Genomic DNA, 24,823 nt, shown 5'->3' with positions numbered 1-24,823 from the left:
CATTTTTTTAAAGTGTATAAAGTACTAATTTTATAGGTAAAAGTATTTAATCTAGGAAAATATGTCATATTTATAAGGAATTAAAAATATTCTTAGACGTCTGAAAAAATTAACTGTCTTTGAAAAAGACATCGAAAACCTTCTAATCATAACTTGTAGTTTAAAAATTTAGGTAGAAATGACGGTGTTAAATAGACTACCAAAACCTACACGAAAGGTGGAATTTTCTGCATAGCCTTTAAAGATAATTGAATCGCCATCTTGCAAAAAAGTTCGTGCCGTTCCATCTGGTAAGCTTAATGGTTTCGAGCCTTTCCAGCATATTTCTAACATGGAGCCATAAGAATCAGGTGTAGGTCCGCTAATCGTTCCACTTGCATACAAATCCCCCACTCTAATAGGGGAGCCATTAGAACTCATATGTGCCAGTTGCTGGTACAATGTCCAATACATATATTTATAATTAGATTTTGAAATCAAAATTTCATCCTGCATTAATGCACTTTTTAAATAAACTTCAAGGGTTATGTCATAACGGCCATTTATTGAGGCTTTTAAATAATCTAACTCCTCGACATCCTTATCTATATTGGGGAGTGAGAAAGGAGCTAAAGCTTCTAAAGACACTAGCCAAGGAGACATAGAACTGGCAAAGCTCTTACCAAGAAAAGGACCTAAAGGAACATATTCCCAACGTTGGATATCACGGGCAGACCAATCATTAAATAGGGCTAATCCATAGATATATTGAGCAGCTGTGTCTGGAGATAGAACTGAACCCATTTCAGTGTCTTGATTTGTGACAAATGCCATTTCAAGTTCAAAATCTAGCTGTTTTGAAGGGGCAAATGTGGGTTGGTTTGATTCTGGAGGGCATAGTTGTCCTTTAGGGCGAATAATATTAGTTTTAGTTGTTACAATTGAACTGCTTCTGCCGTGATAACCTATTGGAATGTGCTTCCAATTAGGAAGAAGAGGATTTTTTTCGTCTCGAAACATTTTACCTACGTTTGTAGCATGATCTAAACTGGAATAGAAATCGACATAGTCACCGACTTTTATTGGCATTAACATTTCTGCAGATTGCATTGGAATTAATATCTTCTCTAAATGGTCTGAATTTTTTTTTAAAATCTGATTCTGAACTGAAAATAATTCTTGCACAATAGTTCTTACAGCATTGCAGGTTTTGTTACCTAAACTTAAAAAATCATTTAATTTATCTGTTTTAAAATGCTTTAATTGTAAATTTTTTAGATGATTTAAATAACCTAGTTCAAATAATGCACCTAGATCAATGATATAATCACCTAAAGCGGCACCGCAACGCGCATTTTTAGGGTTTTGATTGGTATAAAAAATTCCAAAGGGAATGTTATAAATGGAAAAATCATGTTTTGGGTTTACATCTAACCAAGTATTCAGTTCAAGCATGCTTCTTTCCCTCCAAAAAATTATTTTCATGCAAATGTTCAATTGGTTCTAAAAAACTACAAGTACCAAAACTCTTTATAAAAGAATTTCTAAGTTGGGTCATTTCAACATTAGCTAGAAATTTATTTCCAATTGTCAGCCCTTCTTCAGTAAATTTGAAATCACTATAAGAGTAATTAGTCAGAATATTTTCCATTTCAGAAATTGTTAAAAGTTTTTTATAACAAAGTAAAAGACAAGAAAAAATATTAAAAAATCCGTGGAGTCTGGCGCCAACTTCTGGATTGTCATTGGGAACTGGGACATGTAAACCAGCTGTTGTTTTTATGGGAATTTGTTTTTCAGCGCTTAAACGAATAGCTTGTGCTATATGAAAAGCACTAGGAATTTGGTTGGGAGTTACTCCACCAGTCCGCAGTTTTATGCAAAAATTAGTATCTTTGTGTTGAGTATTAAATTCACTAATAAACTCTATATATTCGTTAATATTTTCTGAAAAAGGAATTTCTAAAAACTTAAATTTTAATTTATTTACATTAAGTAACTTATCATTTACTAAAAAAAGCATATTTTTAAATAACGAAAGATTGCTTGGCTGAAAGACTTCTTTTGGTGGAAGAAATTCTATTGAATCAATGTGAATATTATTTTTGAAAGTACTTTCAAAGTTTTTTAAAGATTTTAAATCACTATCAATTATTTTATTGAAATCATTAAATTTTTCACAGGAATTTAGTATTATTGAAAAATTTAAGTTGGTATCGTTTGATTTAAAAAATTTCTGGTTTAACATTATTTCTATACAATCCTCTATTTTGTTACTTGGCAAAATAAATTTTCCTAACCAGTTTTTTTGTTTATGCTTAGTATATGAAGAATAATTTAAAAGTGATTCTTGTAAGGTTAACTTAGCAGGTGGAAATAAACCTGCATAATCGAGGAGTTCGTGCATAAAAATGTTTAAGCTTTGCATAATGATTCTCCTTAGGTTACTTGCTTAAGATGTACCTTGTTCTTCATAGAAATTTTAAAGGTAGATTGAATTTATTTTGAAATTAAAGGAGTAAATATAAATGCACAATATATTTATCCAAGATCTATCAGCAATACTTCTTTCTGGTGGAATATTTGGTTGGATATTTAAAAAGTTTTTCAAACTACCTCTGTTACTCGGATACATTTTTGGCGGTGTCCTTTTATCTTTACCTATTGCATATACACCTTACGTTGTTAGTAAAGAATCTGCTAGTACTTTAGCTGAATTAGGTGTTTTGTTGTTAATGTTTTCGATGGGATTGCATTTTGGGGTGAGGAAAATTGCATCCATTGGATTTGCTCCCATTTTAGTCAGTATTATTCAAATTATTTTAATGTGGTTTACTGCAACTCAAATTTGCCAATTTGTTGGGATAACGGGTTTTGAAGCAATATTTATTGGCTCTGTTTTATCTGTAGCCTCTACAGCTGTAATCATAAAAATTCTTGAAGATAGGCATTTAAAAAGTGCACGTTTTGCTGATAAATTAATGGCTGTTTTGTTGGTTGAAGATTCTTTAGCAATTTTTATGATTATTTGGTTATCAACTTCTGTAACAGGAAGTGACATAGCTTTATTAGAACTAATACCCATATTTATCAGTAGTATTTTACTTTGGTGGTTATTGGGTACTTTATTGCTTCCAAGAATAATAAATTCTGCTTTTCATACAGGTAAAGAAGAGCTTCTAGTCATTTTAAGTACTGGTTTGGCTTTGGGTTTGGCATTTTTATCTGCATCCTGGAATTTTTCTTCTGCATTAGGTGCATTTATAATGGGCTCTATTTTATCTGAATGCAGAGAGTTGAGAATTATTGAGAATATTATAGAGCCAGTGAAAAATATTTTTGCTTTAGTTTTTTTTGTTTCCATTGGATTTCTTTTCTCGCCAAGTATCATTTTAGAAAAATGGCAAGTTATTTTAAGTTTTGTATCTTTAATTATAATTGGAAAATTTTCATTTAATTTGATTTTAAATCTTTGTGCAGGTTCTGGGGTGAAAGATTCTATTAGAACTAGTGCTTTTATGGGACAAATTGGAGAGCTCTCATTTGTAATTGCACAAATGGGGGTAGGATTAGGAGTAATAGATAATGATAATTTTTCAGCAATTGTTGCAACTGCAATAATAACAATATTAGTAACACCCTTCACAGTTAAATCTATGTTAGCTTTGGCTGATAAAGCTGAAAATCTTCTCCCAAGTAAATTTTGTAAATTTATGGAATCTTATTCTCAAGCTGTAATAAATTTTTCTATAGAAAACAAAATGCTTCCATTTTATCAAAAATATTCTTTGTTCAGAGGTATTAATTATTTAATAGATAATACTAAATCTAGGCTTAAAAAAAATTACATGCTAATGACAGCAAAAAATGTTACTTCAACTTTAGATCGTTTAGCTCCTTGGGATGAATATCTTGTACCAGTTCATATCGCTGCTAATGCAAATATATCAGGAAAAACTTTGATAGAATTAAATTTAAGAGAAAAATTTACTGTAAATGTTGTTGCAATAAGTAGAGATAAACGAACAATTATTGCACCAAAAGCGACAGAAATATTACAATCTAATGATACTTTATTGGTATATGGTAATGAAAAATCTATTACAGAACTTGAACAGTTTTGCAGTATAGAACGAATTGATGAAAATATGATATCTTTAGATCAATGTATTTTAGCTGGTATTCGATTAAATAAAGAACATCCTTTTGTAAATAAAACAATATTAGAAGCAGCTATTAGGCCAAATTATAATTGTATTGTATTAGCTATTAATAGAAATAACGTAAGGATTAAAAATCCAATATCTACTTTTGTATTTTATGAAAATGATGAATTATTTATTTTTGGTTCGAGAAGTTCTTTGGAAAAAATAAGGGAACTTCATAAAACTGTGAGCTAATCTAAATTATTTTTTATATTTCTAATAAGATCTAATTTAAAATTAAATAAATTTTTCTCCAAACCAGCCGGGTAGTGATGTGGATTTAAAAGTCTTTTGATACTTGGATGTAATTTTTTTAATGAATCAAAACATTTTTCTCTGATTTTAACTAAAGAAGGGCTTTGATAAACTAATTTTCCTTTTACAAAAATAGGTTTTAATAATTCTTCATATTCGCAGTTATTTGTAAGTTTATAAAAGCGATTAATATCGCTTGGATCAATAATATCTGTTTCTTTTCCTTTTTTATAAGTCAGTTCATCATAAATCATATCAGCAAAAAAATATTTATCTTTAAAATAACGGCGAACTTGTAAAATACCTGGAGTAGAGATTTTTATAGTTTGTTCTGAAAGTTTTATTGTATGTTTCCATTTTCTATTTTCATTTTGAATAGCCGATAATTTATAAACAGCACCTAATGCAGGATCATCAAAAGCAGTAACAAGTTGAGTTCCAACTCCCCAAGCAGAAATTTTAGCACCTTGTTCATTTAAGCTTGAAATCACATGCTCATTTAAATCATTGCTTGCAATAATAATTGTGTCTGGAAATCCTGCAGCATCCAACATTTTTCTAGCTTCTATACTAAGATAAGCTAAATCACCTGAATCCAAACGAATTCCAATAAGTTTTTTACCTCTTTCTTTTAACCAATAACCAACTTCTATGGCTTTTTTAACGCCTTTTAGAGTATCATAGGTATCAACTAAAAAGACGACATTATTTGGCATTCCTTTGGCAAGGGAATAAAATGATTCTAATTCACTGGAAAAAGCCATTACCCAACTGTGTGAGTGAGTTCCCTTAACTGGAATCCCGAAAATTTTTCCTGCTAAAGTATTGGATGTTCCCTCGCATCCTCCAATATAAGCAGCCCTACTTGCACTTAATCCTCCGTCAAGACCTTGCGCTCTGCGCAAGCCAAATTCTAAAACTGGTATATGATTTGAAACAGAAACAATTCTAGCCGCTTTCGTTGAGATAAGAGTATGAAAGTTTAAGATGTTAAGAAGAGGAGTTTCTAGTAGTTGGCACTGTAGTATAGGACCAGATATTCTCAACAGAGGTTCGTTGGGAAAGATGACATTTCCTTCTTCAATAGCAAAAACGTCACAAGAAATTTTTAAATTTTTTAAATAAACTAAAAATTCTTCAGCAAATAGGACTTGTCCATCATTTCCTGTTAAACTTTTTAGATATATAATATCATCATCAGTAAAAGAAAAATTATTTATATAATCAATTGCAAGTTCTAAACCAGAAGCTATTGAGTAACCATTTTTAAAAGGGTTTTTTCTAAAATAAACATTAAAAACACTTTTAGTTTCAGAAATTCCTTTTTTCCAATATGCATAAGCCATTGTAAGTTGATAAAAATCGGTTAATAGACTTAATGAGCTTTTATATAATGAAGAAAAATATTCTGACATTTCTGATACCTTGGTCTAAAATTTGGGGCAATAAAAAGTTTATTTACCTTTTATCTATTCAAAGAAAAATAAAATTCTTTGAATTCAGAAATATTTAATACTATAGGAAGGTTCTTTCTGGAATAAGTATGGAGATGATATCTGAAAATCGGGGTAATAGAGCATTCAGCATGACAGGTTTCTTCAAATTCATTCAATAAGTTAGATTTTAAAGGAAATGTTGAAGCAGAGTTTAAATTGATTTTCTTTAAGGCAGATAAAGTTCTGGGAAATTTTTCTAATTGTTGAATGAAGGAATGTGAATTAATAATATTTTGCACCCAAATTTGCCTATTCCCCTGAATACGCGCAATAACTATCTGTAAATCATAGTTGGTATCTGCATTTTCTTCATCTGATAAGTCTAACCATTTGATGTTTATAAATTTTTTTTCAGCCTCTGCTGCAAATTTCTTAAGTACCATATTTTTTGCTGAGGGGAATGGAATTGCAATTTTAATTTCTGTTAAATGTTCGGGAAAATCAAAATTATCTTCGTCCCATTTAATATTTTGACTATAGCCAGGTTCATTAGCCTCAAAATGTCCATTTGCTAAAATAATATTTTCCTCTTCTTGTGAATTTTTAGCAATGTTTCTTAAAATACTAGAAATTTTTTTGCGGGATTCAATTGAAGAAAATTGTTCACTTAGAGAATTAAAAATAGCAAAAAATGTATGCATATTTTGTTTTTTATTGATAAGATAATTCTCTTCTGAATCATTGATATTTTTGTATTGGTTAAAATCAAAAGTATTGAAGTAAAAGTCATAGTTGATTTTACTTTTTAAGGTAGAAAGTTCTACTAAATTACCGAGTACTGATAAAAAATATTTTCCACTTTCAAATTTTATTGGGTATTTACTAATTATATCAAAATAGCTTGGATCATAAATAGGGTGGGTAAACGAATTCAAACGTACCGGCCAAATTATATTTCGTAATGTTGTAAAGGATAAAATATCCTCAAGAACACCTTTAATATTTTCAACTAATCCTGTTAAGGTAAGTTTAAATTTGATTGGAGAAATTATTTCTACACCACTATAATGTTTTTTTTCCCAGCCAAAATGGGTGATTTCTTCTGTACCTTTTACTTGGATAGAACAAGAGGTCTTCCTATGTGCAAGACCTTTTGCTATCCCCATAGCGGCTTCAAAACTACTAATGGGTGTTCCATCTTGCCACGTGGCTTTTAAACATACAGTTGCTTCAAAGGTATTAGATTTCTCGCAAAAATGATAAGATTCTAGAATGCCATCTTGGCTATTTTCTCTATCTATGTAGGGCTTAAGTACAAGTAGCCAATAGCCTAAATTTTTCCAATTATTAATTTCTGTGAAGGGGTAAAAATCTAATTTAGAAACACCGGTACAGAATTTAAATAGATTGCCCATATCATTATTTTTTAACATTTGAGTATTTACTCCCGCAGAACATTAATTTGCTACGAAAACTAAGAGAAAGTCGAAGATTTAAAGGGAAACGTTTGAAATTATTAACAAATAACAGCAGTATTATATTTAAATTGAAATTAACTATCTGGCAAGTTTTTTTTAAAATAAATTTTTAAATAAACAAAATATGTTTAAAATTAGAATTTGATATCAAAAAAAACATAATTAATTAGTAATATTAAAATATTATATTTTTAGTATATTACTATTATTAATATTTAACGTTTTTTATAAATTTTATAAATTAAATTCAAACTTTCAGTGGTAGAAAATAGAAGTTCATTAGATAAAGAATATTTCTACATTTTTTATTCCTAAAACAATTAAAAAAGAGATTTAATTTAAATTTTATAGCATGTTAATGCTATATTAAGTAGATATATTTCCATATTATTAAAATAATATTGCATAAGATTTATTATACTGATACTAATTTCTCCTGTTAATTAAACTTATCTTTAATTAGATAAATGTCTATAATATTAAAGATTTTTTCGTGTATTATTCTAGAAAAGGGAAAAGATGAAAAATCTAAAAAAATTTGGTTCTTTATTACTTGTAATGTTGACGAGCTATTCTTGTAATTCAAGTATTTCAGAAGAATCTAAAAAAGATTCACAACAAATTGTAACATATAATGGAACAGATGATTTATATGAAATTGAAAGTCCAACTTCACCTTTTGCAAGACCAAAAAATGCAAAAATTGGCTTTGATGTTGATGGTGTTTTACATACTGAAGTAAAATATACTTTAAAAGATTATTACTTTCATAAAAGACCAGCTTTTGAAACAACTGGGAGAAATATCAGATTAAAAAAGGAAATTGATTTCCTTTTAAGTAATGGAAATACTTCATCCATTGTGACTCATAATCCATCAGTATGTAAACCTGAAAATATTTCAAATAGAGAAAACTTATTTAAAGAAAATGGCTTACCCTCAATTCCAAATCGCCAAGTTTTTTGTGTTGCATCAGGTACAAAAAAATCTGTGGAAATAAATAAACAAGGATTAACTTTATTTTATGATGATAGTCCTGCTGTTCTTGCAGAAGTATCAGCAAATAGCCCAACAACAAAACTGTTTATGCCGTTGCCTAAGCAACAAAAAGTTGCACATTATTTTTCTGATAAAAAGGAACCGACAAAATCTATTTCAAAGTGCGGAGTTTTAATTGTTGATGATTCAAAACCTGAAAAAAGATTTTTACTCCAATTAAGATCTCCTAGTTTGCAAGAATGGTGGAATTTTCCAGGTGGATCATGTGCATATCATGAGAATAAACATTTAAATTTTGATAAGCAAGAATTTGAAGATCCTATAACAGGTGCTATTCGAGAATTTGATGAAGAAGCTGGTAAATTTACATCTTTAAAATATGAACTTGATCAATCAAAACGTTTAATGGTTTTACAAGCTAATGATTATCTTTTATTTGTAGTTAAATTAGATAAAAATTATTTAGATATGCGGAAATTCGTTCCGCAAGATAAATTTGCTTGGGAAGTTAGTACTAAAGTTTTTAATATTCCTAATAGTCCTGGCTATCGTTGGTTTAAATTGAGTGAATGCAAAAAAGGTGCGAAAGTTGAAGGTCATAATTTAGGTGTGACAGGAGATACGTGCGATATGTTTAGAATTTATTTAGATGCCTTTTAATTTAAAAAGTATTTAAAATTATTGATTTATTTCTGTATATTTTTTATACAATTATTTTGTAGAAATGTATATAAATTAAGCATTACTCACCTTTTATTAATATTAATTCAAAATTAACAGAATGTTAATTATTGGCATACTTTTTGCTTTACGAAAAGTATGCTTTTTTATTCCGTTAAACCTTTTTTAAAATAAATCAATATGGTAACAAAAAATATTTTAATAAAATTGACTTTAATATTATCTATCTTTTGTTTTTTTGAAAAATCAATTTTTTCAAATGAGTTAATATATAACAATACTGAAAAGTATAATTTAGGTATTAATCAAAAAAATAATTCAGATTTAAAAGACTTTTATGCAGATAAATCAACAGAAGTAACTGGTACAAAATCCAACACAGATAGCGAATCAGGTTTTTTTCTCTGGGGAAAACCAGGTAAAGATGCTGTTTATTTAGGAATGTGGTCATTTCATTTAAGTCTACTAGTAAACCAAGGTGCAGAAGAAAATTGGCAACATGATTTACTTGCTGTTGCATATTCAGGATTTATTGCTGGTACATTTATTAATTCATTTCATGACCGTTGTTACGTTTTTGCTTTGCACAGAAGTTTATATAGAACTGGTGACAAGAATGGTTTCTCAACTGACTTAGGATATAATTTAGGTGTAGTGAAAGGATATGATGGTCGTTTGATTTCAATTGCAGATGAGCTAAAATACCTTCCTTTTTTCCAAGTGACATATGATATATCTTGGAAAATGCTCGGTCTTCAATTAAGCTATGTTGGTACAGTGCTAACAGCTGGGTTTTATATTGAATACGAAATTTAATAAATAGCCTTAACCCTTGTCAAATAACAAATTAATTAGTTATGTTCTAAAATTGTTAATTCTATACTTTGAAATAAAAGTGTTAATTTTAATAATTTGAGGAGCATGCGTATGTCAGTGAATCCCAATAATACTATTTTAAAAATGGAAAGGCCTCAAGCTCCTTTCTTAATTTTTGACATTGAAACTGTTCCAGATATTCCTCTTTTAGCAAAAAATTATTTAGAATATCAATTTAATGAAGAAGAATTATACTTAAAGTGGAACGATTATCAATTATTAAACCAAATAAAAGAAAAAGAAAATATTGAGTTTCCAAAAACTATTTATCATTCCATTATATCAATTTGTGCATTATATATTGATCCAGAAACATACTATATAATGGATGGATTTAAAAGAACTATTCCAAAAGTAAATTCTTATATTGAATTTTTAAACCATGAAAAAAAAATTATAGAAGAGTTTTGGCAATTTTCTTTGAAATATCAAGATTTTCATAAACATTGGTATGATCATACTTTTAATCGTAATCTAACAGAATATCAAAAAAGTAAACTAAAGAAATTACCTGTTACCTTTTGTGGATTTAACATAGCAAACTTTGACTTAATGGTTCTTGAACAAAGAAGTTTAATTCATTTTATAACATGCCCAATTGAAGATTATGTAAAAAACTTAGGAAATGATTCTTATCGATATAAATATGCAGCGGATAAAGTTTTTGATTTAATGAATTTTGTTTGTAATTATGACAACAGAAATGCGAGAGTAGGCTTAGACACTATTGCGAAAGCTATTGGCCTAGGAGGAAAAATGGCCGGTATGGATGGATCGCTTGTCGCCGAAGAATACTTTTGTAATCATGCTGCACAAAAAATTGAAGAATACTGCGCTATTGATGTTCTCATATCCTACGGAGTTTTTTTAGCAATACAGAAATTTCGTGGAATCCTTCCGGAGGATCAGTTTAAAGATTGTATTTTATGGTTTGAAAGATGGTTATTAAAAGAAGGAAAACCAGCTAATTATCAAGAATTAGTTAGGGAAAGCACAAAATTTTTTAATTATGCTAAAAATACTTAAGAGTTTCATCCCCGCGCCGATAGTTGTATGAGAAGACTTACAGGAGTATAGAAGTCTAAATACGCGATCTCATTTTTAACAAAGAGTTACGTATTTTTTAATTTATAATACTGATTTAATTAATGATTTTAATTATTTGAGGAGGCATATTATGTCAGAAGAACAAGGATTTTCAAAAGGTTTAGCAGGAGTTGTTGCTGATGCTACCTCAGTAAGCCAAGTTCAAGGAGAAGTTGGAAAATTAATTTATCGTGGTATCTCGATTGAAGAGCTTGCAGAAAAGTCTACTTACGAAGAATGCGTTTATTTTTCTTTGTATGGTAAGTTACCAACACAAAATCAGTTCAATAAATTTCTCACAGAAATGAAAATAAACAGAGTTTTGCCAAAAACTGTCGAAGCAGTTATTTCTGCTGCTCCAAGATCAGCTCACCCCATGTCTGTATTGCAAGCAGCAATTGCAGCAATTGGATTTGATGAACAACCTGTAAATTTAAAAAATGAAGAACATAATATTCATAGTGCAATTAAAATTATTAGCCAACTTTCTACTGCAGTTGCAAGAATTTCTCGTGAAAGACGTGGATTGCAACCAATTGCTCCAAATCCAGATCTTTCACATGCAGAAAATTTTCTTTATATGTTAAATGGTAACGTACCAAATAAAGAAGAAGCGAGAATGTTTGACGTTGCCTTAATACTTCATCTTGACCATGACTTTAATGCGTCTACTTTTGCTGCCAGAGTTGTCGCGTCCACAGAAGCAAAACTTTCACTTTCCATTTCAGCTGCAATTGGTGCTTTATCTGGTCCTTTGCATGGTGGTGCAAATGAAAAAGTTCTTGAAATGGCTGATGCTATTGGGGCTCCAGAAAATGCAAAAGCTTGGGTTGCAAATGCTTTAGCTACTAAAGCAAAAGTGATGGGCTTTGGTCACCGTGTATACAGAACTATGGATCCAAGAGCTAAAGTATTACGTGGAATGTTAGAAAAATTGGTAGCTACTAAAAAAGAAAAAGATACTTATGAAACTTTGAGAATTGTGCATGATTCTATGATTGAAGAATTAAGCAAGACTTCAAAAGATTATATCTGGCCCAATGTGGATTTCTGGTCAGGTGCTTTGTATCGTTTAATGGGTATTGAATCTATTGATTTTACTCCAATTTTCGCAGTTTCCAGAGTTGCTGGTTGGTCATCACACATTGTTGAAATGTGGAGAGACAACCGTATTTATCGCCCTGCTGCTAAATATGTAGGTCCAACAGATGATAAATATGTAGATATAAAAAATAGAAAATAATACACTTCAAAGCCATTTGTATTATAAAGTAATCTCATAGATTTTTTCTATGAGATTTTTTTTTGCGAGATAAAAATGGCTACAAATTCATTTAAAAATAAATCAACACCTGTTATTTCATTTGAAAATTATTCACTTTCTGTTGGTTTTATTTCACCTATTAGAGAACTTACTTTTACTATTTTCGAAGGAGAATCCGTAGCAATTATTGGACCAGCTGGTTCGGGAAAAAGTATGGTGTTATCTGTAATTGCACAGTTTATTTGGGAAATGGACAATAATTTACTTTTAAATTCCTTCAAACAAACAGGTGGAATTCGTATTTTGGGAATTCCTTTGTCAGGAAGAAAGCCAAATCAAGAAATTCTCAAAAAAATATCTTCCCAAATTGCTTTGGTATCTGAAAAAAGTGCTTGGCTCCCTGTTTCAATCGCAGAGAACTTTGCTCTTTCGCAAAATTTAGCTGGAATTCAAGATGTTTTGCCATTCCACCAATTAATAGATACTTTACCTATCTCTCAACATAATAAAGCATTAATAGATTCCCTTGCAGAACTGTTACCTAGTCAAGTTGAACTCCCCTTTTTGCAGCAATTAGCAATTATAAGAGCCTTGCTACGTAAGCCTAAAATATTTCTTCTTGATGATGCTTTTTTGCGCATGGATCCTGTTATGTTAAAGCAAACTGAAAATTTAATTTTAAATATGAGTGATAAAACAACATTAATATGGGCAACTAATGACTTATATCAAGCGAGTAGAGTTACTGATTGGACACTTTTCATGCGCCACGGAACAATTATAGAATACACTCAAACAGCACAATTTTTTACAAATCCTAGTACTCAAGAAGCAGAAAATTTTATTGCTGGTAGGGATGATGTTTAAAATACTGTATAAAAATAATAAAATTTAAATTCAAAATAATTAATTAGAAATAATTTTCTTTAAAACTAAATCAAAGTTAAAATCATATTTTTTTAAATTTTTATTTTTAACTTTTGAAAAATTTGAGAAATTAATTTTTTTGAAATTATCTGGTTTGAAATTTTTTAGATATAAATTAATATTTGAATTGGAAAGAACTGTCATTTTTGAAGTAAAAGAAGTTTTTTCTGACGCAAAATCTTTTTTATTTAGATAATCATAAACTAAAACAGAAGCCCAAGCTGTTTCAATAAAATGGCCGTTCAATGAAGTGAAAAGTTTTCCCGATTGCATTTGTTTTAGTGCCTCTGGAACCCAATCCATAGAACCTACTATAATATCTTTTCCAGGAATAATTTTAGTTTTACTCAAAGAATCAAGAGCTCCTAATCCCATGAGATCGTTTGCAGACCATACAACTTTTGCTTCTGGATATCTTAATATGAGCCAATTTAAAGATTTTTCCGCTTCCCTTCGATCCCAATTAGCTGATGTTATTTGGTCTAAAATAATTTTTTTTTCTTGTTGAGAAGCTAATTTTAATCCATTTTCTCTTTCAATAGAAGCTGTATCTGTTTTTGTACCAATAATACTTAAAAAATGAATATTCCCATTTTTATCCTTTAGACCAAGACGTTTTGCTTCATTAAATAGTTGGAGTGCTAAATCATATCCAGCTTTTTTATCATCGGGTAAAATTTGACCAATCCAGTATTTAAATTTTTCCCTAGGTTTTCCATACTGTTTTGCTTGATCTTCTGTTAAACCAGCATTAAAAATAAACGCTGGGATTTTATTTTCTTCTGCTATTTTCAGCATATTAACCGCATTAGATTTTAAATTTTGGAAAATAACAGCATCTGGTTTATTTAAATTAGTTGCTTTCTTTTTGAAATCATTTACCATAAATGCGGCGTCTCTATCTACATAAACGATATTAAGCTCCATTCCTAAATTTTGACAAGCTGCTTGCGCAAATTCTGAAGTAGTTCTCCACCAAAATCCTTCTTGATTTTCTGAATTATAGTACAAAATATGGAGTTTTTTTTCTTTTGCCTCATTACTGACTGAATATGCAAAAATATTAAAAACAATTAATATTAAGAGAGGTATTGAACGAAAAATATATTTCATATGCAAGTCCTTTTTTAAAATTATTCCTATTTTTAATATTAGCAAATATTTTTAATTTTGATTTTTAAACTGTGCAATTAATGACGAAATAAGTTTTGTTCTAAAAGAATGAAGATTTTTCTCAATGTTGGATTATAACGAATAAGATTTTTACTTTCTCGAGTACAAATGACTAAAATAATCATACAAAGAGAAAAAAGCAAATTTATTAAAAAAATCATTGTCATATATTTTTTGTTTATTCCCTATGCTTTTAGCTTTTGCATAATTTTCAGCATAGATCTTTGCTGGCTTACTTAAACTAAAATTTTGAAAATAATTTTTATTTAATAGAAATTTTTCATTTGCAACATATGCATGATAATTTATAAAATCTACTGAAAAAACCAATTTGTTATTTCTTTTGTCAATAATTTCGTATAAATTATTTTCTTTATTTTTATTAAAGTACCATTTAAAATGATCGTCTTTAATTTCTATATTAGAGCAATAAATATTGCTAATTTTATTCAAATTTAATGTATAACTACCATATTTTCCTACATATGAATAGTAGCATACTAATGAACTTGTTTTTTGTTCTCCATAGTTAGAAAAAAGCAGGTTTAAATTTGCATTATAGTAATTTTGATAGGCTTTTAATTCACTTACTAGATCAGCTTTTACTGAACTGTAAATACTTGGATAAAATGTATAATTGTTCTTTTTAGAAATTCCTTTAATATTGGCTTGAATAGAAAACTGTAGAATTGGTTTGGATATCTTTTCCTCAATTTCAGAAGAATTACTTATTGTAAAAATAGGGTAACCATCATTATTGTTTTTTTCAATTAAATATGAGGTACCAAGGTGATTGTAAAATCCTACCCTTGTCCCTTTATAAGTATATAAAGCTGAATTTGAATCAGTTAACTTTTTTAATTCCCATAATTGTTCAGTTTTATTTAAATCACAGATTTCCATTTTTAAGTAATCGTTCTCTCTTATACTTCTACTAAGACAAAGAAACTGAGAGTTTTCTGCACTATTAAATTTAGAAATAATTTGGCCAAATTCAGTATAAATAAATTCATTATAAATTGAATTTTCACAATTATCTACAAAAATGAAATTACCATCATGAACTAAACATCTTGCAATATTTGATGGGTCTTTAGTTTTAATTTTTATTTTACTTTTTTTAAATATTTTTTCTGGACTTTCTATAGTTTTTTCATCAATAAATTTAGGTTTTCTACAACTATATATTCTATCAATAGAACGCTTATCTCTTTGTGCTGAATTAATTTGCAAAGTTCGAATGTCAATTTCACAAAACATTTCATTTGTTGTTTGGTATGCATTAGAAATGTCACCAATTGGATAATTATTTGTGTGTATGGAAGGTTGGAGACTAGAGTCATAATGCGGGTTTTGAAGGGTAATTCCTTCCACAAAATCCATAGTTTCTAAATTAAATTCATAACGGGTAGCAGAAACAATATTGCGTGTACTTATATTACCAATTGCAGCATATTCATTAGTATTTGCATATAGTGAATACAGATTGTCTAATTGACGGAATCTAACAGGGTCATGAAATGCTAAATTTAATTCACGCTGGTAAGTATCAGTAACACTTACAAAATTATTGCTTGGAATAATTTCATAAATATAAAAATAGTTTCTTTGCCAGGGGCTTTCAGCATTAAAAATATCTAATAATGCTGATCTTCTAGCATTTTCAAGCGTATAATTTCTATCTGAAAACGTGCTTATAAAAGCACTAGGATTTTGAACTTGGCTTGTAGTTGTTTCTGTTACACTGAGATTTGGTTGATTTATATTTAAAAGGAGATGCTTAGTTAAATCTAAACAACGTTCTCTAGAATTAAATTCTCTTGCGCACATTTGCCTTTCAAAACCTACTAAGAAAATAAAGTCAGCTTCTGTTGGTGAAGCTCTATACACTCTATTAGGAACAATTAATTTATCTGATTGAGAAAAAGATGACTGACTATTTTCATCTTCAAATGTTTGAGAATAACTAAAATTGCAAATAATAAATATGCAATTACTTGCTAATAACTTCGATATTATGTTTAAATTTTTCATTTTACTTTCTTTTATTTTGTTATAGATTTATGTTAAAAGATAAAATAATTAATTAGGATCAATTATTCAAAAAACTGATTTTTCATTTTATTAATTTTTAAATTTATGTCAAATTTGATAAAAAAAATCTACCAATCTAAATAGTAAATATAGAATTAAAATCTACTAATTTATTTTATAGATATATAATTTATTAGAATTTCCTTACTTAAAAGAAATTATTTTTAATTTTAAGAAGAAAATATTTCATGTACCACAATTAGTCATTTGATTATTAGCTTGTATTAATATTGGTATTATGAGATAATCCACATTTTTATAACTAATATTTTGAAATAATAAGGAAAATTAAATTCAAAATTTATCAAATATTAATTTTATTAAAATCTTTTATTTTAATTGATCTGTAAAATGTAGTAACAATAAAATTAAAATAAGAAAATGCAACAAAAATTGGTTATGGAAGTATTTGTGGATTTATGAAAAAAGGAGCCGTAAATGTTTATTGGAAAGCAAAACAATTTATTACTAAATATATTTCTTAACATCTTAGGTCTGTCATTTTCATGTCATGCGACAGCGGAATCTTTTCCTTTACCAGGTATGAATAAAGAGGAAATAGAAAAATATGTTGCTCAGCATAGCAATTCTATGCCTGATTTGTGGGGTAGATCTTTTGTCACCTCTCAATCTTATAAAGATCTTCATTTAGAGAATATTGGTACTCAATTGACATGCAAAAAGTTTGATGGATGTTCCGGTTATATTTACTTTTATCGAAATAATAGAAATAATTTAAGAAATCATAATGAATTTTCTTTTATGGTTCATGATAATAAAAGTAATTCTGATAAAGGATTTACTATTGTAGAAGAAAGTAACACTTTAGTAACCCAATTATACTATAAATACACTGATGGTAAATTTTATCGGGAGGCATTTAACCCAATTTCTCCTTCTATAAATGGCGGAATAGCACTTGATGGAAGTTATTCAGATTGGCAATATTATAAAGCTAATTATGGTGAAGCATTTTTATACATTCCAGTTCTTGCGGCACCCCAAGAGGTCGCCGGATTTTATCTTGGGTTCAATAATCCTGAATTGTCTAAACATGATTTTCCTACTCAAATAATGAGCAATGATGGAAGTCAGGAAAGATTAAATTACTACACATTTTGGCGATTAAAAGGACAATATTTAGTACCAGCAAATTCAGAAAGTAATTTGACTTTTCAAGTAACTCAAGGAGTAACAACAACTGATTCAACTTCATTTGCATACCAATTAAATATACCTCCAAATGCTTTTACTGATATGCTTTTATCTGCTGGTCTTTCATATACTTCTACTCATTCAGTTGCTGTTCAAGATTCCTCAACAGTTACTGAATCTATCAAATTCCCACCTGTAAATTATAATTCTATAGATGCTGTATATTCTCTTGCGCTTGCTTCTAAAACTTTATCTCCAAATTTAGAGAAATTTATGGAAAATGGAAATAAACAATTGATTCAGGAAAATGCTTTTTTTAATTGGGAATTAGCAAAATCAGGGGTAATAAATGAATATGACAATGTGGTGGATGCAAAATCTCCAGATTCAAACTATATTAATTCTTATATATCAGTTAAATCATTCTTTCAGATACCAAGTATTAGACAGTAGATAAAGAAAATCTATCAGACTTACTTAAAAAACTTAAGATACAATTTCACTTTCGCTATCAAATATAATCTTCACATGTTTAAATTTTTCAAGCAATCTGTTTCCTTTTTTCTTTTTATAAAAATCTAGGAGAGGAGGAGGTGGTGGTGGTAATGACATGCCTCCATTGCTATTGGTATTTATTACTTGACTACCTGCAATTTCAGTTATTGAACTACTCATACTTGAGTTAGTGATACTGCTATTAAGCGATATTTGTGATCCATTGCTTAAATTATATTTTCTATACATTTCTTCCAACTTTGCAAGATAAAAATTTAAATTATTTTCTACTTGTAACTCAGATATAAAATCATCTTGCATAAGCTTTAAAAATTTTCTTTTAAAGATATCTTCGCAAATAATTTTTTGGTCTTTATTTATTTTAATTACTTTTTTAATTTTTTCGATCCAAGTAAAAGAAACCTTTAGTTCATTTAATATTAAAGTAATGCATTGATTTAAATTTTTCGGGATATTTAAATATCCATCATCTAGTAATATTCTGGCTAAGGTGTTAACTATATCATTAATAGAGATAATATTTATATAAGATACTTTTTTATCCCCTGGATTTGAAAGTTTAAATTCAAGGATGGGTAGAGAAATGTTCAATTCTTTCTTAATATAATAATAAAAACATGTTAAAAGAAGTATTTCTTGATCTTTTTTTGCAGGATCTTTAATTTGAATAAATAAAGCAACAAGAGCTTCTTTGCTCAAACCAAATAAAGATTCATTTAATTTATCTATATCATCTTTAATCATCGATTTATATATAAGTAAAGATCGAAAAAAATTAATGTCAATGAAGTAATTTTCATACCTTTCTCTATTTATATCATTTTCACCAACCCACCATTTTAAATTAGATTGAACACCGGTAGAAAAAACATAGCGATATTCTTTTGTATTTAATGATAAAATATTGAATAATAAACCAACATTTTGTGACCCATAAAAATTTATATTCCCATCAGGTCTAACTATAGTGGTTGCTAATTTTTTTGTAAATTTTTTATCTATTTTTGGTTTTTTACTTACGTCTTTAATTTCTAAAAGCCCTGTTTTTAAGTTATATATTTGATATGTACCATTACTTTTATCTACTTTATCTGGCTGATAAGATCCATAATTACTACTAGCAGGATCTTTAATATTCTTTACTTCAGCTTTTAAATTATTTAAACTTACCATTCTTCCAGTAGCTCTGCAAGAAGAAATAGTTTCTAACGCATATTCATATTTACGGTCTTTGTTGTAATTTTTTATAAAGATACAGTAGTCATTATAATGATCAATTGGTAGTTTTAATCCATTATTTTCCATAACTTCTCTAACTTTTTGCTTAAATTCTTCATTATTTGGTAAAATGTAATTAATTATGTTGGGGCCAGCTTGATAATTAAGGCCGTATGATAATGCTGAAAATAACATTTCATGCAGGCTATGATCATTAGCTTGTGTCATCCAAACGATATAAGCTAATTTAATGACGTGCAGATAATTAAAGTCTATTTTATTATTATCAATACCAAGTCCGACAATGCAAGCCATTGAAATGCTGTAGTCCATTGTTCCAGAAATTCCTGAAAGTCTTGGCATAAAGGTTTCATTTGATAAGGTTAAAAATTTTCTTGCCTCAATATTTTGTGTATCTTCAATGTAGTCATATGTAGTTGCACCTGATTGCGCATTTATAGCACTGTCAAGTATACTATCATCAGCTAATACACTCCTATAATTTCTTTTAGTCATTTCTTGAATTTCTTCTTGAGAGAAATTAACTTTATTGAACATAAAATCTTTTATATCAGAACTTTTTCTGTTTGTTGCTTCAGGATAAATGACTTGTCTATAAGTTGGAAATCTTAGTTTTACTAATTTATCTTTATAAACTTGACTATTTTCATCGCTATCACGCCTTAATTCTTTAGAATTAAGTTCATTCGCAGTTCCTGGGCAGTATAAAACAAACTTTGATTTTTTTTGGGAAGATCTTCTTTTTAATTCTTTAACGCACTCTTTGTTTATTTTCCAATTTGTTTCATTTCTTTTTATATAATGTCTGATAACATTATAAGGTGAGTTTAGAGTAAATATACTATATTTTTTTAAAATATACTTTTCAACAAAAGGCATCATTTTATAAACAAAAAATAGTCTATATCTAAACTCTGCAACGCCTTCACTAGTAGGGCTTTTATTGCTTATAATTCTAAAAAGTTTTTCCGAATCAGATAAATGCCCAAACCAGTAATCTTTTTGTTCACTTGCAAACCTAGTTCTTAAATGTTTTTTTACTTTCTCAATCACAGAATATTCATCTGTATTTTTATGTTCTTTTAGGAGTTCATAGTATGCAATACCTTTTAATACAATAAAGTAACGATAGCTTACATTTTGTGCAAAGTTTAAAATAATATTTTTTTCTGCTTGAGTGTTTTCAATATATAGTTTTTTTGCAGCATAAGTCACAGCCCCTTGTAGATACTTAATTGAATCAGTATAGCTTTTTTTTAATTGTTGCACTTCCTTTAAATTTTCTTTTTCAAATGTAATTTTCTCATAATTTAAATTGATTGGGTGATCTCTAAAATTTAAAAACATCGTTTCCCCCCTTTGAAAACTGTTCAAAGGTAGGAAAGCAAAAATAATTCCATTATTTATTTTAAAATAATTAGTTATTTATAAAATATTATTTATAATTATTAAAAAATAATTAAATTAATATTAAATTTTTAATATTTTATTAATATTAATATTGATTTATTAATTTTTTTTAAATCTGATTTTAGATATCTAGTCTTGAAAAAGAAGAATCATAATTTTATTTTTTAATTTAGAAAAATATTTGTTTTCTATAGAAGTCAAAGAATTTAAATTTCAGCCAAATTTCTTCCGATAATCTTTCATAAATTCAGCAAATGCACTAGCAGATTCAAGGCTGACCCCATTATACATTGAAGCTCGAATACCTCCTACTGAACGATATCCCTTAATTTCTAATAAATGATGTTTAGCAGCTTCAGCTATAAAGTGTTCATCTTGTTTTTCATTGGGAAGTCGGAAAACAAAATTATGTCTTGATCGATCATGTTTATCTGTTCTACCAATATAAAGTCCCGCATCAACTTCAGAGTAAATCATTTTAGCTTTTTCAAGCGACCACTTTTCCATCACTTTAATTCCACCTGATTGATCAATCCAGTGTAGCATTCTATTCATCGCATAAATTGGAAAAACTGGAGGGGTATTTAAAGCACTTTTTGTATCGAATATGGCATGATAAGAAAGAGCTTTTCCTAAGTAATTTGCTTTTGTAATCTCTCTACTTGCTTCTAATAAATCATTTCTAATAATAATTACTGAGACACCAGCAATTCCAAAATTCTTTTGCGCACTGGCGTAAACAATAGCTGTGGAATCCCATGGAATATCAGTGCGAGCTGCTAAAGAGCTCGTCATATCTAGCACTAACGGGATTTTTCCAAACGTAGGAATAGTTTTATATTCCGTTCCATAAACAGTATTATTTACAGTAATGTGCACATACTTAGAATGTTCGGGTATTTCCCAGTTTTTGGGATTTCCTAACGAAACATAGTCGCAAGTTCTTCCATCATATACAATATGCACTTTTCTAGGTTGTGCATGGACTTCTTCACATGCTAAATGGGCCCAAATGCCAGTATCGGTATATGCTAATTCCTCACCTGGTTTAGATAGATGTTGAGGAATTAAAGAAAAGTGTTGTTGCGCCCCACAGCATGAAAAAAGAACTGAGTGGGTGTTTGGAACATGAAAAACTTTTCTTGCAAGTTGAAGGGTTTCTTCATTTAAATGTTCATACTGTTTGGAACGGTGTGATATTTCCATTACGCTGACACCAATTCCAAAAGTATCTAACAATTCTTCTTTAATTTGTTTTTTTACTGCTTTCGGTAAGCTTGCAGGCCCTGGACTAAAATAATGAACATTCATAGAAACCTCTCTTTAGTTGCTAAAAGACGATGTTTTATCGGTATATTATAGTTAAAAATGTAACTTGCACAACTATTTTTGCTAAAAGAATAGTTGTTTAATACTTCCCAATAAATGAATAGCTTACAGTGAATACTTAGATTAACCGCCAAATGATTTCAAGAGAGTTTTATATTTTTTCCAAAATAAATATGCTATAAAAAATAGAATTAATAATGGAATGATTGAAAGGGTAATTAAATTATACTGTTTATACTTTAAAATGAGAACAGGTAAAGATGAAATAAACATATAAGGAACAGTAATAAATAATATTTTAAATAAATTTTGGCTAAATATTGTTGGTGGTAAATAACAAAGTTGTGAAAAATGGTGCATATGAAAACCGATATATAAATTTTTCTGTGAAAATAAATTTAAAGAAACCATAATAAAAGTAAAGAGAATGCCTATAGTTATTGAAATAAATGAAGAAACAAAAAATAAAATAATATCTGAAAAATTTGTTACTATATTATTATATAATATATAAAATATTAACATAAAATAGATTACTACAGCAATTATTAATTTTGTTACTCTGAAAAAATAAAACAACACAAAAAACAATAAATTTATTGGTTTACATAAATAACTATCAAATTTTCCCTCAAAGACAGTCTCAAAAAATTCAAACATATTATCATCTAAGCATTCAACAAAAAGGCGAAAAGACATATAAAATAGGGAAGCAAGAAAAAAATCATCAAAGCTCCAAAAACCAAAGTTTCTACTATAAGAAAATATAACTTTAAATAAACAGATAGTAAAAATATTAATAGAAATAGTGACGAATAATTCTCCTAAAAAATCTGCTTTAAAACTCATTTCACTGAGAAGCCTGTATTTAAAATTTTTAAAAATTAATTTTAGCATTTAACCACCATGTGAAGTGTATTTCTTTATTGTTATTTTTTCAATAAACTTAATTATAAAAATAAAGGTAATAATATAAAATATGGCAAGAAAAAAAATAGTTTTTAAGTTTGTTGGGGTTGGGTTTAAAATAATATCAGGAGTTGCAGAAATTAAAATTCTAAAAGGGTTATATCTTAATACTGTTTGATAAGGTTCTGGCCATAGATCTATTGGTATTAAAAACCCTCCAAATATCTGTAAAATTAAATAAAAAAGATAATTTATAAAAACACTATTTATAAACCAGTAACAAAATAACGAAAAAGTATAAGCAATTTGTATAGTTAATATTTGTGAGAGGATGTAGAGAATAAACACATGGATTGTTATTGATGAGTTAAATATAAAGGTAAAAAAAACAAGTATTATTGATGTTAATGTCATGAAAATGAAATTTCTTCCAATAGATATATGTAATATTAAACTAAAATTTGATATAGGTTTTGTCTTATAAACATCAATGCTGCCATTTTTTATTCTTTCGGACATTGTTCGTATAATTTCATCCGAATCGTTTGTCATCATAAAAAGCACTGTTATGCAGACATAAATAATAATTTGCGAGAAAGTATATTGTTTAATTTGTTCATTGCTTGCAAAGACAAAATTCCAAGTAATCAATTGGACTAAAATGGGCAGTATTAAACCCCCAATTGTTATGCTAATTACTGTAGATTTATTAGACAAAAATTCAGCAGTATAAATTTTTATAAAATTTTTAATTTTTACGATATTTTTAATTATCTCCATCTGATTCATAATTATCACTTTCATTGTTTTTAAATATCTGAAACTGTCCTGCTAAAATTTCTTCAAAGGACATTGATTTTAACTCAAAATCTGTAATTTTCATGGAGATAAATAAATTTATTAAGTTTATTTCATCTTCTTTATTTGTAATTACATTTAGGCAATCATTAATTAAATAAAATTCTGCTTGGGAAGACCAGGCTAATATATTTTCTTTTATTAATTCTTGATTTAACTCTTTATTTTTGAGAATTATTTTTACTTTTTGTTGGTATCTTTTCTTAAGATTTGAAGTGTCCTCTGCTAAAACAATTTCTCCTTTAGCAAGAATATTTATTTCATCGCAGCAATTTTCTATGTCTGTTGGATCGTGTGAGGTTAAAATAAATGTTCTATTATTTTTTTCTTTCTCGTAGTTGATAAATTCACGAATCATCATTTTTGATTCCATATCAACGCCAATAGTAGGTTCATCTAATAAAATAAGTTCTGGAGAATGCAGTAAATTCATAATTAAATCTGATTTTACTCTTTCGCCTAAGCTCATATTTTTTACTCTTCTTTCCAAACATTTTTCCATAGATAAAATGCTTGTTAAATGCTTTAATCTTCTTTCATAGCTTATATTATCAATACCATAAATAGTTTTATGTAAATCAAAACTATATTTAGCAGGTAAATCCCAAATTAATGAAGATTTATGTCCAAAAACAACACCTAATTTTTTTTGAAAAGATTTATTTCGCTCGTATGGAACATAATCTAATATTTTGATTGTTCCTTCAGATGGTTGCATAATTCCAGAGATTATTTTCATTAACGTAGATTTACCTGCTCCATTGGATCCAATGATGGCAAGAGATTTGCCTGCAGACAGATTTATTGAGCAGTTTTTAATAAGATATTTTTTCTTTTTTTTGGGGAAGAAATAGTTTTTTATCTTTCCCCTAACATCTTTTTTTTCATATGGAATATTTTCTTCAATACTTTTGCAAATTAAATGCATGTTAATAGCATTATTCATGGCTTTAT

18 protein-coding genes are annotated in these 24,823 nt (G+C 28.3%); 7 read left to right on the top strand and 11 right to left on the bottom strand.

The genetic code is table 11. The features are described from left to right. Nucleotides 1-168 precede the first annotated feature (168 nt). Complete coding sequence (gene fahA, locus GOY08_RS12955; protein WP_158999339.1) at nt 169-1,434, bottom strand: fumarylacetoacetase; 1,266 nt, start codon at nt 1,432-1,434, stop codon at nt 169-171. Beyond that, on the bottom strand, nt 1,427-2,407 hold the full coding sequence (locus GOY08_RS12950; protein WP_158999338.1) for a hypothetical protein: 981 nt from the start codon (nt 2,405-2,407) through the stop codon (nt 1,427-1,429). The genes fahA and GOY08_RS12950 overlap by 8 nt, the downstream gene beginning before the upstream one ends. Before the next feature lie 100 nt (nt 2,408-2,507). On the opposite strand from GOY08_RS12950, the gene GOY08_RS12945 reads away from it, so the two are divergent. Further along, complete coding sequence (locus tag GOY08_RS12945) at nt 2,508-4,379, top strand: cation:proton antiporter domain-containing protein (protein WP_158999337.1); 1,872 nt, start codon at nt 2,508-2,510, stop codon at nt 4,377-4,379. Here the strand turns inward: GOY08_RS12945 and GOY08_RS12940 are convergent. Next, on the bottom strand, nt 4,376-5,854 hold the full coding sequence (locus GOY08_RS12940; RefSeq protein ID WP_158999336.1) for a nicotinate phosphoribosyltransferase: 1,479 nt from the start codon (nt 5,852-5,854) through the stop codon (nt 4,376-4,378). The genes GOY08_RS12945 and GOY08_RS12940 overlap by 4 nt on opposite strands. Nucleotides 5,855-5,904: 50 nt before the next feature. Next, nucleotides 5,905-7,308: a hypothetical protein gene (locus GOY08_RS12935; RefSeq protein WP_158999335.1), complete on the bottom strand. Its 1,404-nt coding sequence runs from the start codon at nt 7,306-7,308 to the stop codon at nt 5,905-5,907. 564 nt (nt 7,309-7,872) lie between these two features. On the opposite strand from GOY08_RS12935, the gene GOY08_RS12930 reads away from it, so the two are divergent. The 5 genes from GOY08_RS12930 (at nt 7,873) to GOY08_RS12910 (ending at nt 13,126) form a co-directional block, all read left to right on the top strand. Next, entirely contained in the window at nt 7,873-9,012 is a 1,140-nt protein-coding gene (locus tag GOY08_RS12930) for an NUDIX hydrolase (RefSeq protein WP_158999334.1), read from the top strand. A gap of 201 nt (nt 9,013-9,213) precedes the next feature. Further along, nucleotides 9,214-9,849: a hypothetical protein gene (locus tag GOY08_RS12925; RefSeq protein WP_158999333.1), complete on the top strand. Its 636-nt coding sequence runs from the start codon at nt 9,214-9,216 to the stop codon at nt 9,847-9,849. A gap of 111 nt (nt 9,850-9,960) precedes the next feature. After that, complete coding sequence (locus GOY08_RS12920) at nt 9,961-10,935, top strand: 3'-5' exonuclease family protein (RefSeq protein ID WP_158999332.1); 975 nt, start codon at nt 9,961-9,963, stop codon at nt 10,933-10,935. 151 nt (nt 10,936-11,086) lie between these two features. Continuing rightward, the gene (locus tag GOY08_RS12915) at nt 11,087-12,238 is read left to right on the top strand and encodes a citrate/2-methylcitrate synthase (protein ID WP_158999331.1); all 1,152 of its coding nucleotides are present in this window, start codon (nt 11,087-11,089) and stop codon (nt 12,236-12,238) included. Between the two features lie 75 nt (nt 12,239-12,313). Next, nucleotides 12,314-13,126: an ATP-binding cassette domain-containing protein gene (locus GOY08_RS12910; RefSeq protein ID WP_158999330.1), complete on the top strand. Its 813-nt coding sequence runs from the start codon at nt 12,314-12,316 to the stop codon at nt 13,124-13,126. Nucleotides 13,127-13,165: 39 nt separating this feature from the next. Here the strand turns inward: GOY08_RS12910 and GOY08_RS12905 are convergent, their stop codons facing one another. Both GOY08_RS12905 and GOY08_RS12900 read right to left on the bottom strand, forming a co-directional pair. Continuing rightward, nucleotides 13,166-14,299 (bottom strand): ABC transporter substrate-binding protein, encoded by a 1,134-nt coding sequence (locus tag GOY08_RS12905; protein ID WP_158999329.1) that lies wholly within the window; start codon nt 14,297-14,299, stop codon nt 13,166-13,168. Between the two features lie 150 nt (nt 14,300-14,449). Beyond that, a complete protein-coding gene (locus GOY08_RS12900) occupies nt 14,450-16,393 on the bottom strand; it encodes a hypothetical protein (RefSeq protein ID WP_158999328.1) in 1,944 nt (647 codons plus the stop codon). Nucleotides 16,394-16,891: 498 nt separating this feature from the next. Between GOY08_RS12900 and GOY08_RS12895 the strand changes: the two genes are divergently transcribed. Next, nucleotides 16,892-18,061 (top strand): hypothetical protein, encoded by a 1,170-nt coding sequence (locus tag GOY08_RS12895; protein WP_158999327.1) that lies wholly within the window; start codon nt 16,892-16,894, stop codon nt 18,059-18,061. 33 nt (nt 18,062-18,094) lie between these two features. On the opposite strand, the gene GOY08_RS12890 is transcribed toward GOY08_RS12895, so the two are convergent. The 5 genes from GOY08_RS12890 to GOY08_RS12870 all read right to left on the bottom strand — a co-directional run bounded on the left by GOY08_RS12890 (nt 18,095) and on the right by GOY08_RS12870 (nt 24,815). Then, nucleotides 18,095-20,710: a hypothetical protein gene (locus GOY08_RS12890; RefSeq protein WP_158999326.1), complete on the bottom strand. Its 2,616-nt coding sequence runs from the start codon at nt 20,708-20,710 to the stop codon at nt 18,095-18,097. A gap of 276 nt (nt 20,711-20,986) precedes the next feature. Next, nucleotides 20,987-22,084: a 3-phosphoserine/phosphohydroxythreonine transaminase gene (gene serC / locus GOY08_RS12885; protein WP_158999325.1), complete on the bottom strand. Its 1,098-nt coding sequence runs from the start codon at nt 22,082-22,084 to the stop codon at nt 20,987-20,989. A gap of 141 nt (nt 22,085-22,225) precedes the next feature. Continuing rightward, nucleotides 22,226-22,999 carry an ABC-2 family transporter protein gene (locus tag GOY08_RS12880; RefSeq protein ID WP_158999324.1) on the bottom strand — a complete coding sequence of 258 codons (774 nt, stop codon included), beginning with the start codon at nt 22,997-22,999 and terminating at the stop codon, nt 22,226-22,228. Then, complete coding sequence (locus GOY08_RS12875; protein ID WP_158999323.1) at nt 23,000-23,800, bottom strand: ABC-2 family transporter protein; 801 nt, start codon at nt 23,798-23,800, stop codon at nt 23,000-23,002. After that, complete coding sequence (locus GOY08_RS12870) at nt 23,778-24,815, bottom strand: ATP-binding cassette domain-containing protein (RefSeq protein ID WP_158999322.1); 1,038 nt, start codon at nt 24,813-24,815, stop codon at nt 23,778-23,780. Before GOY08_RS12870 ends, GOY08_RS12875 begins: the two co-directional genes overlap by 23 nt. Nucleotides 24,816-24,823 lie beyond the last annotated feature (8 nt).

Source organism: Pigmentibacter ruber (assembly GCF_009792895.1).
Lineage (GTDB): Bacteria > Bdellovibrionota_B > Oligoflexia > Silvanigrellales > Silvanigrellaceae > Silvanigrella > Silvanigrella rubra.
Note: the sequence above shows the minus strand (reverse complement) of the source record. Positions and strands in the feature narration are given on the sequence as shown.

Coding starts and splice junctions, on each gene's coding strand:
- GOY08_RS12895 (WP_158999327.1), top strand. CDS start 16,892: ATGTTTATTGGAAAGCAAAACAATTTATTACTAAATATATTTCTTAAC.
- GOY08_RS12935 (WP_158999335.1), bottom strand. CDS start 7,308: ATGTTAAAAAATAATGATATGGGCAATCTATTTAAATTCTGTACCGGT.
- GOY08_RS12905 (WP_158999329.1), bottom strand. CDS start 14,299: ATGAAATATATTTTTCGTTCAATACCTCTCTTAATATTAATTGTTTTT.
- GOY08_RS12890 (WP_158999326.1), bottom strand. CDS start 20,710: ATGTTTTTAAATTTTAGAGATCACCCAATCAATTTAAATTATGAGAAA.
- GOY08_RS12880 (WP_158999324.1), bottom strand. CDS start 22,999: ATGCTAAAATTAATTTTTAAAAATTTTAAATACAGGCTTCTCAGTGAA.
- serC (WP_158999325.1), bottom strand. CDS start 22,084: ATGAATGTTCATTATTTTAGTCCAGGGCCTGCAAGCTTACCGAAAGCA.
- GOY08_RS12925 (WP_158999333.1), top strand. CDS start 9,214: ATGGTAACAAAAAATATTTTAATAAAATTGACTTTAATATTATCTATC.
- fahA (WP_158999339.1), bottom strand. CDS start 1,434: ATGCTTGAACTGAATACTTGGTTAGATGTAAACCCAAAACATGATTTT.
- GOY08_RS12940 (WP_158999336.1), bottom strand. CDS start 5,854: ATGTCAGAATATTTTTCTTCATTATATAAAAGCTCATTAAGTCTATTA.
- GOY08_RS12915 (WP_158999331.1), top strand. CDS start 11,087: ATGTCAGAAGAACAAGGATTTTCAAAAGGTTTAGCAGGAGTTGTTGCT.
- GOY08_RS12870 (WP_158999322.1), bottom strand. CDS start 24,815: ATGAATAATGCTATTAACATGCATTTAATTTGCAAAAGTATTGAAGAA.
- GOY08_RS12900 (WP_158999328.1), bottom strand. CDS start 16,393: ATGAAAAATTTAAACATAATATCGAAGTTATTAGCAAGTAATTGCATA.
- GOY08_RS12920 (WP_158999332.1), top strand. CDS start 9,961: ATGTCAGTGAATCCCAATAATACTATTTTAAAAATGGAAAGGCCTCAA.
- GOY08_RS12950 (WP_158999338.1), bottom strand. CDS start 2,407: ATGCAAAGCTTAAACATTTTTATGCACGAACTCCTCGATTATGCAGGT.
- GOY08_RS12930 (WP_158999334.1), top strand. CDS start 7,873: ATGAAAAATCTAAAAAAATTTGGTTCTTTATTACTTGTAATGTTGACG.
- GOY08_RS12875 (WP_158999323.1), bottom strand. CDS start 23,800: ATGAATCAGATGGAGATAATTAAAAATATCGTAAAAATTAAAAATTTT.
- GOY08_RS12910 (WP_158999330.1), top strand. CDS start 12,314: ATGGCTACAAATTCATTTAAAAATAAATCAACACCTGTTATTTCATTT.
- GOY08_RS12945 (WP_158999337.1), top strand. CDS start 2,508: ATGCACAATATATTTATCCAAGATCTATCAGCAATACTTCTTTCTGGT.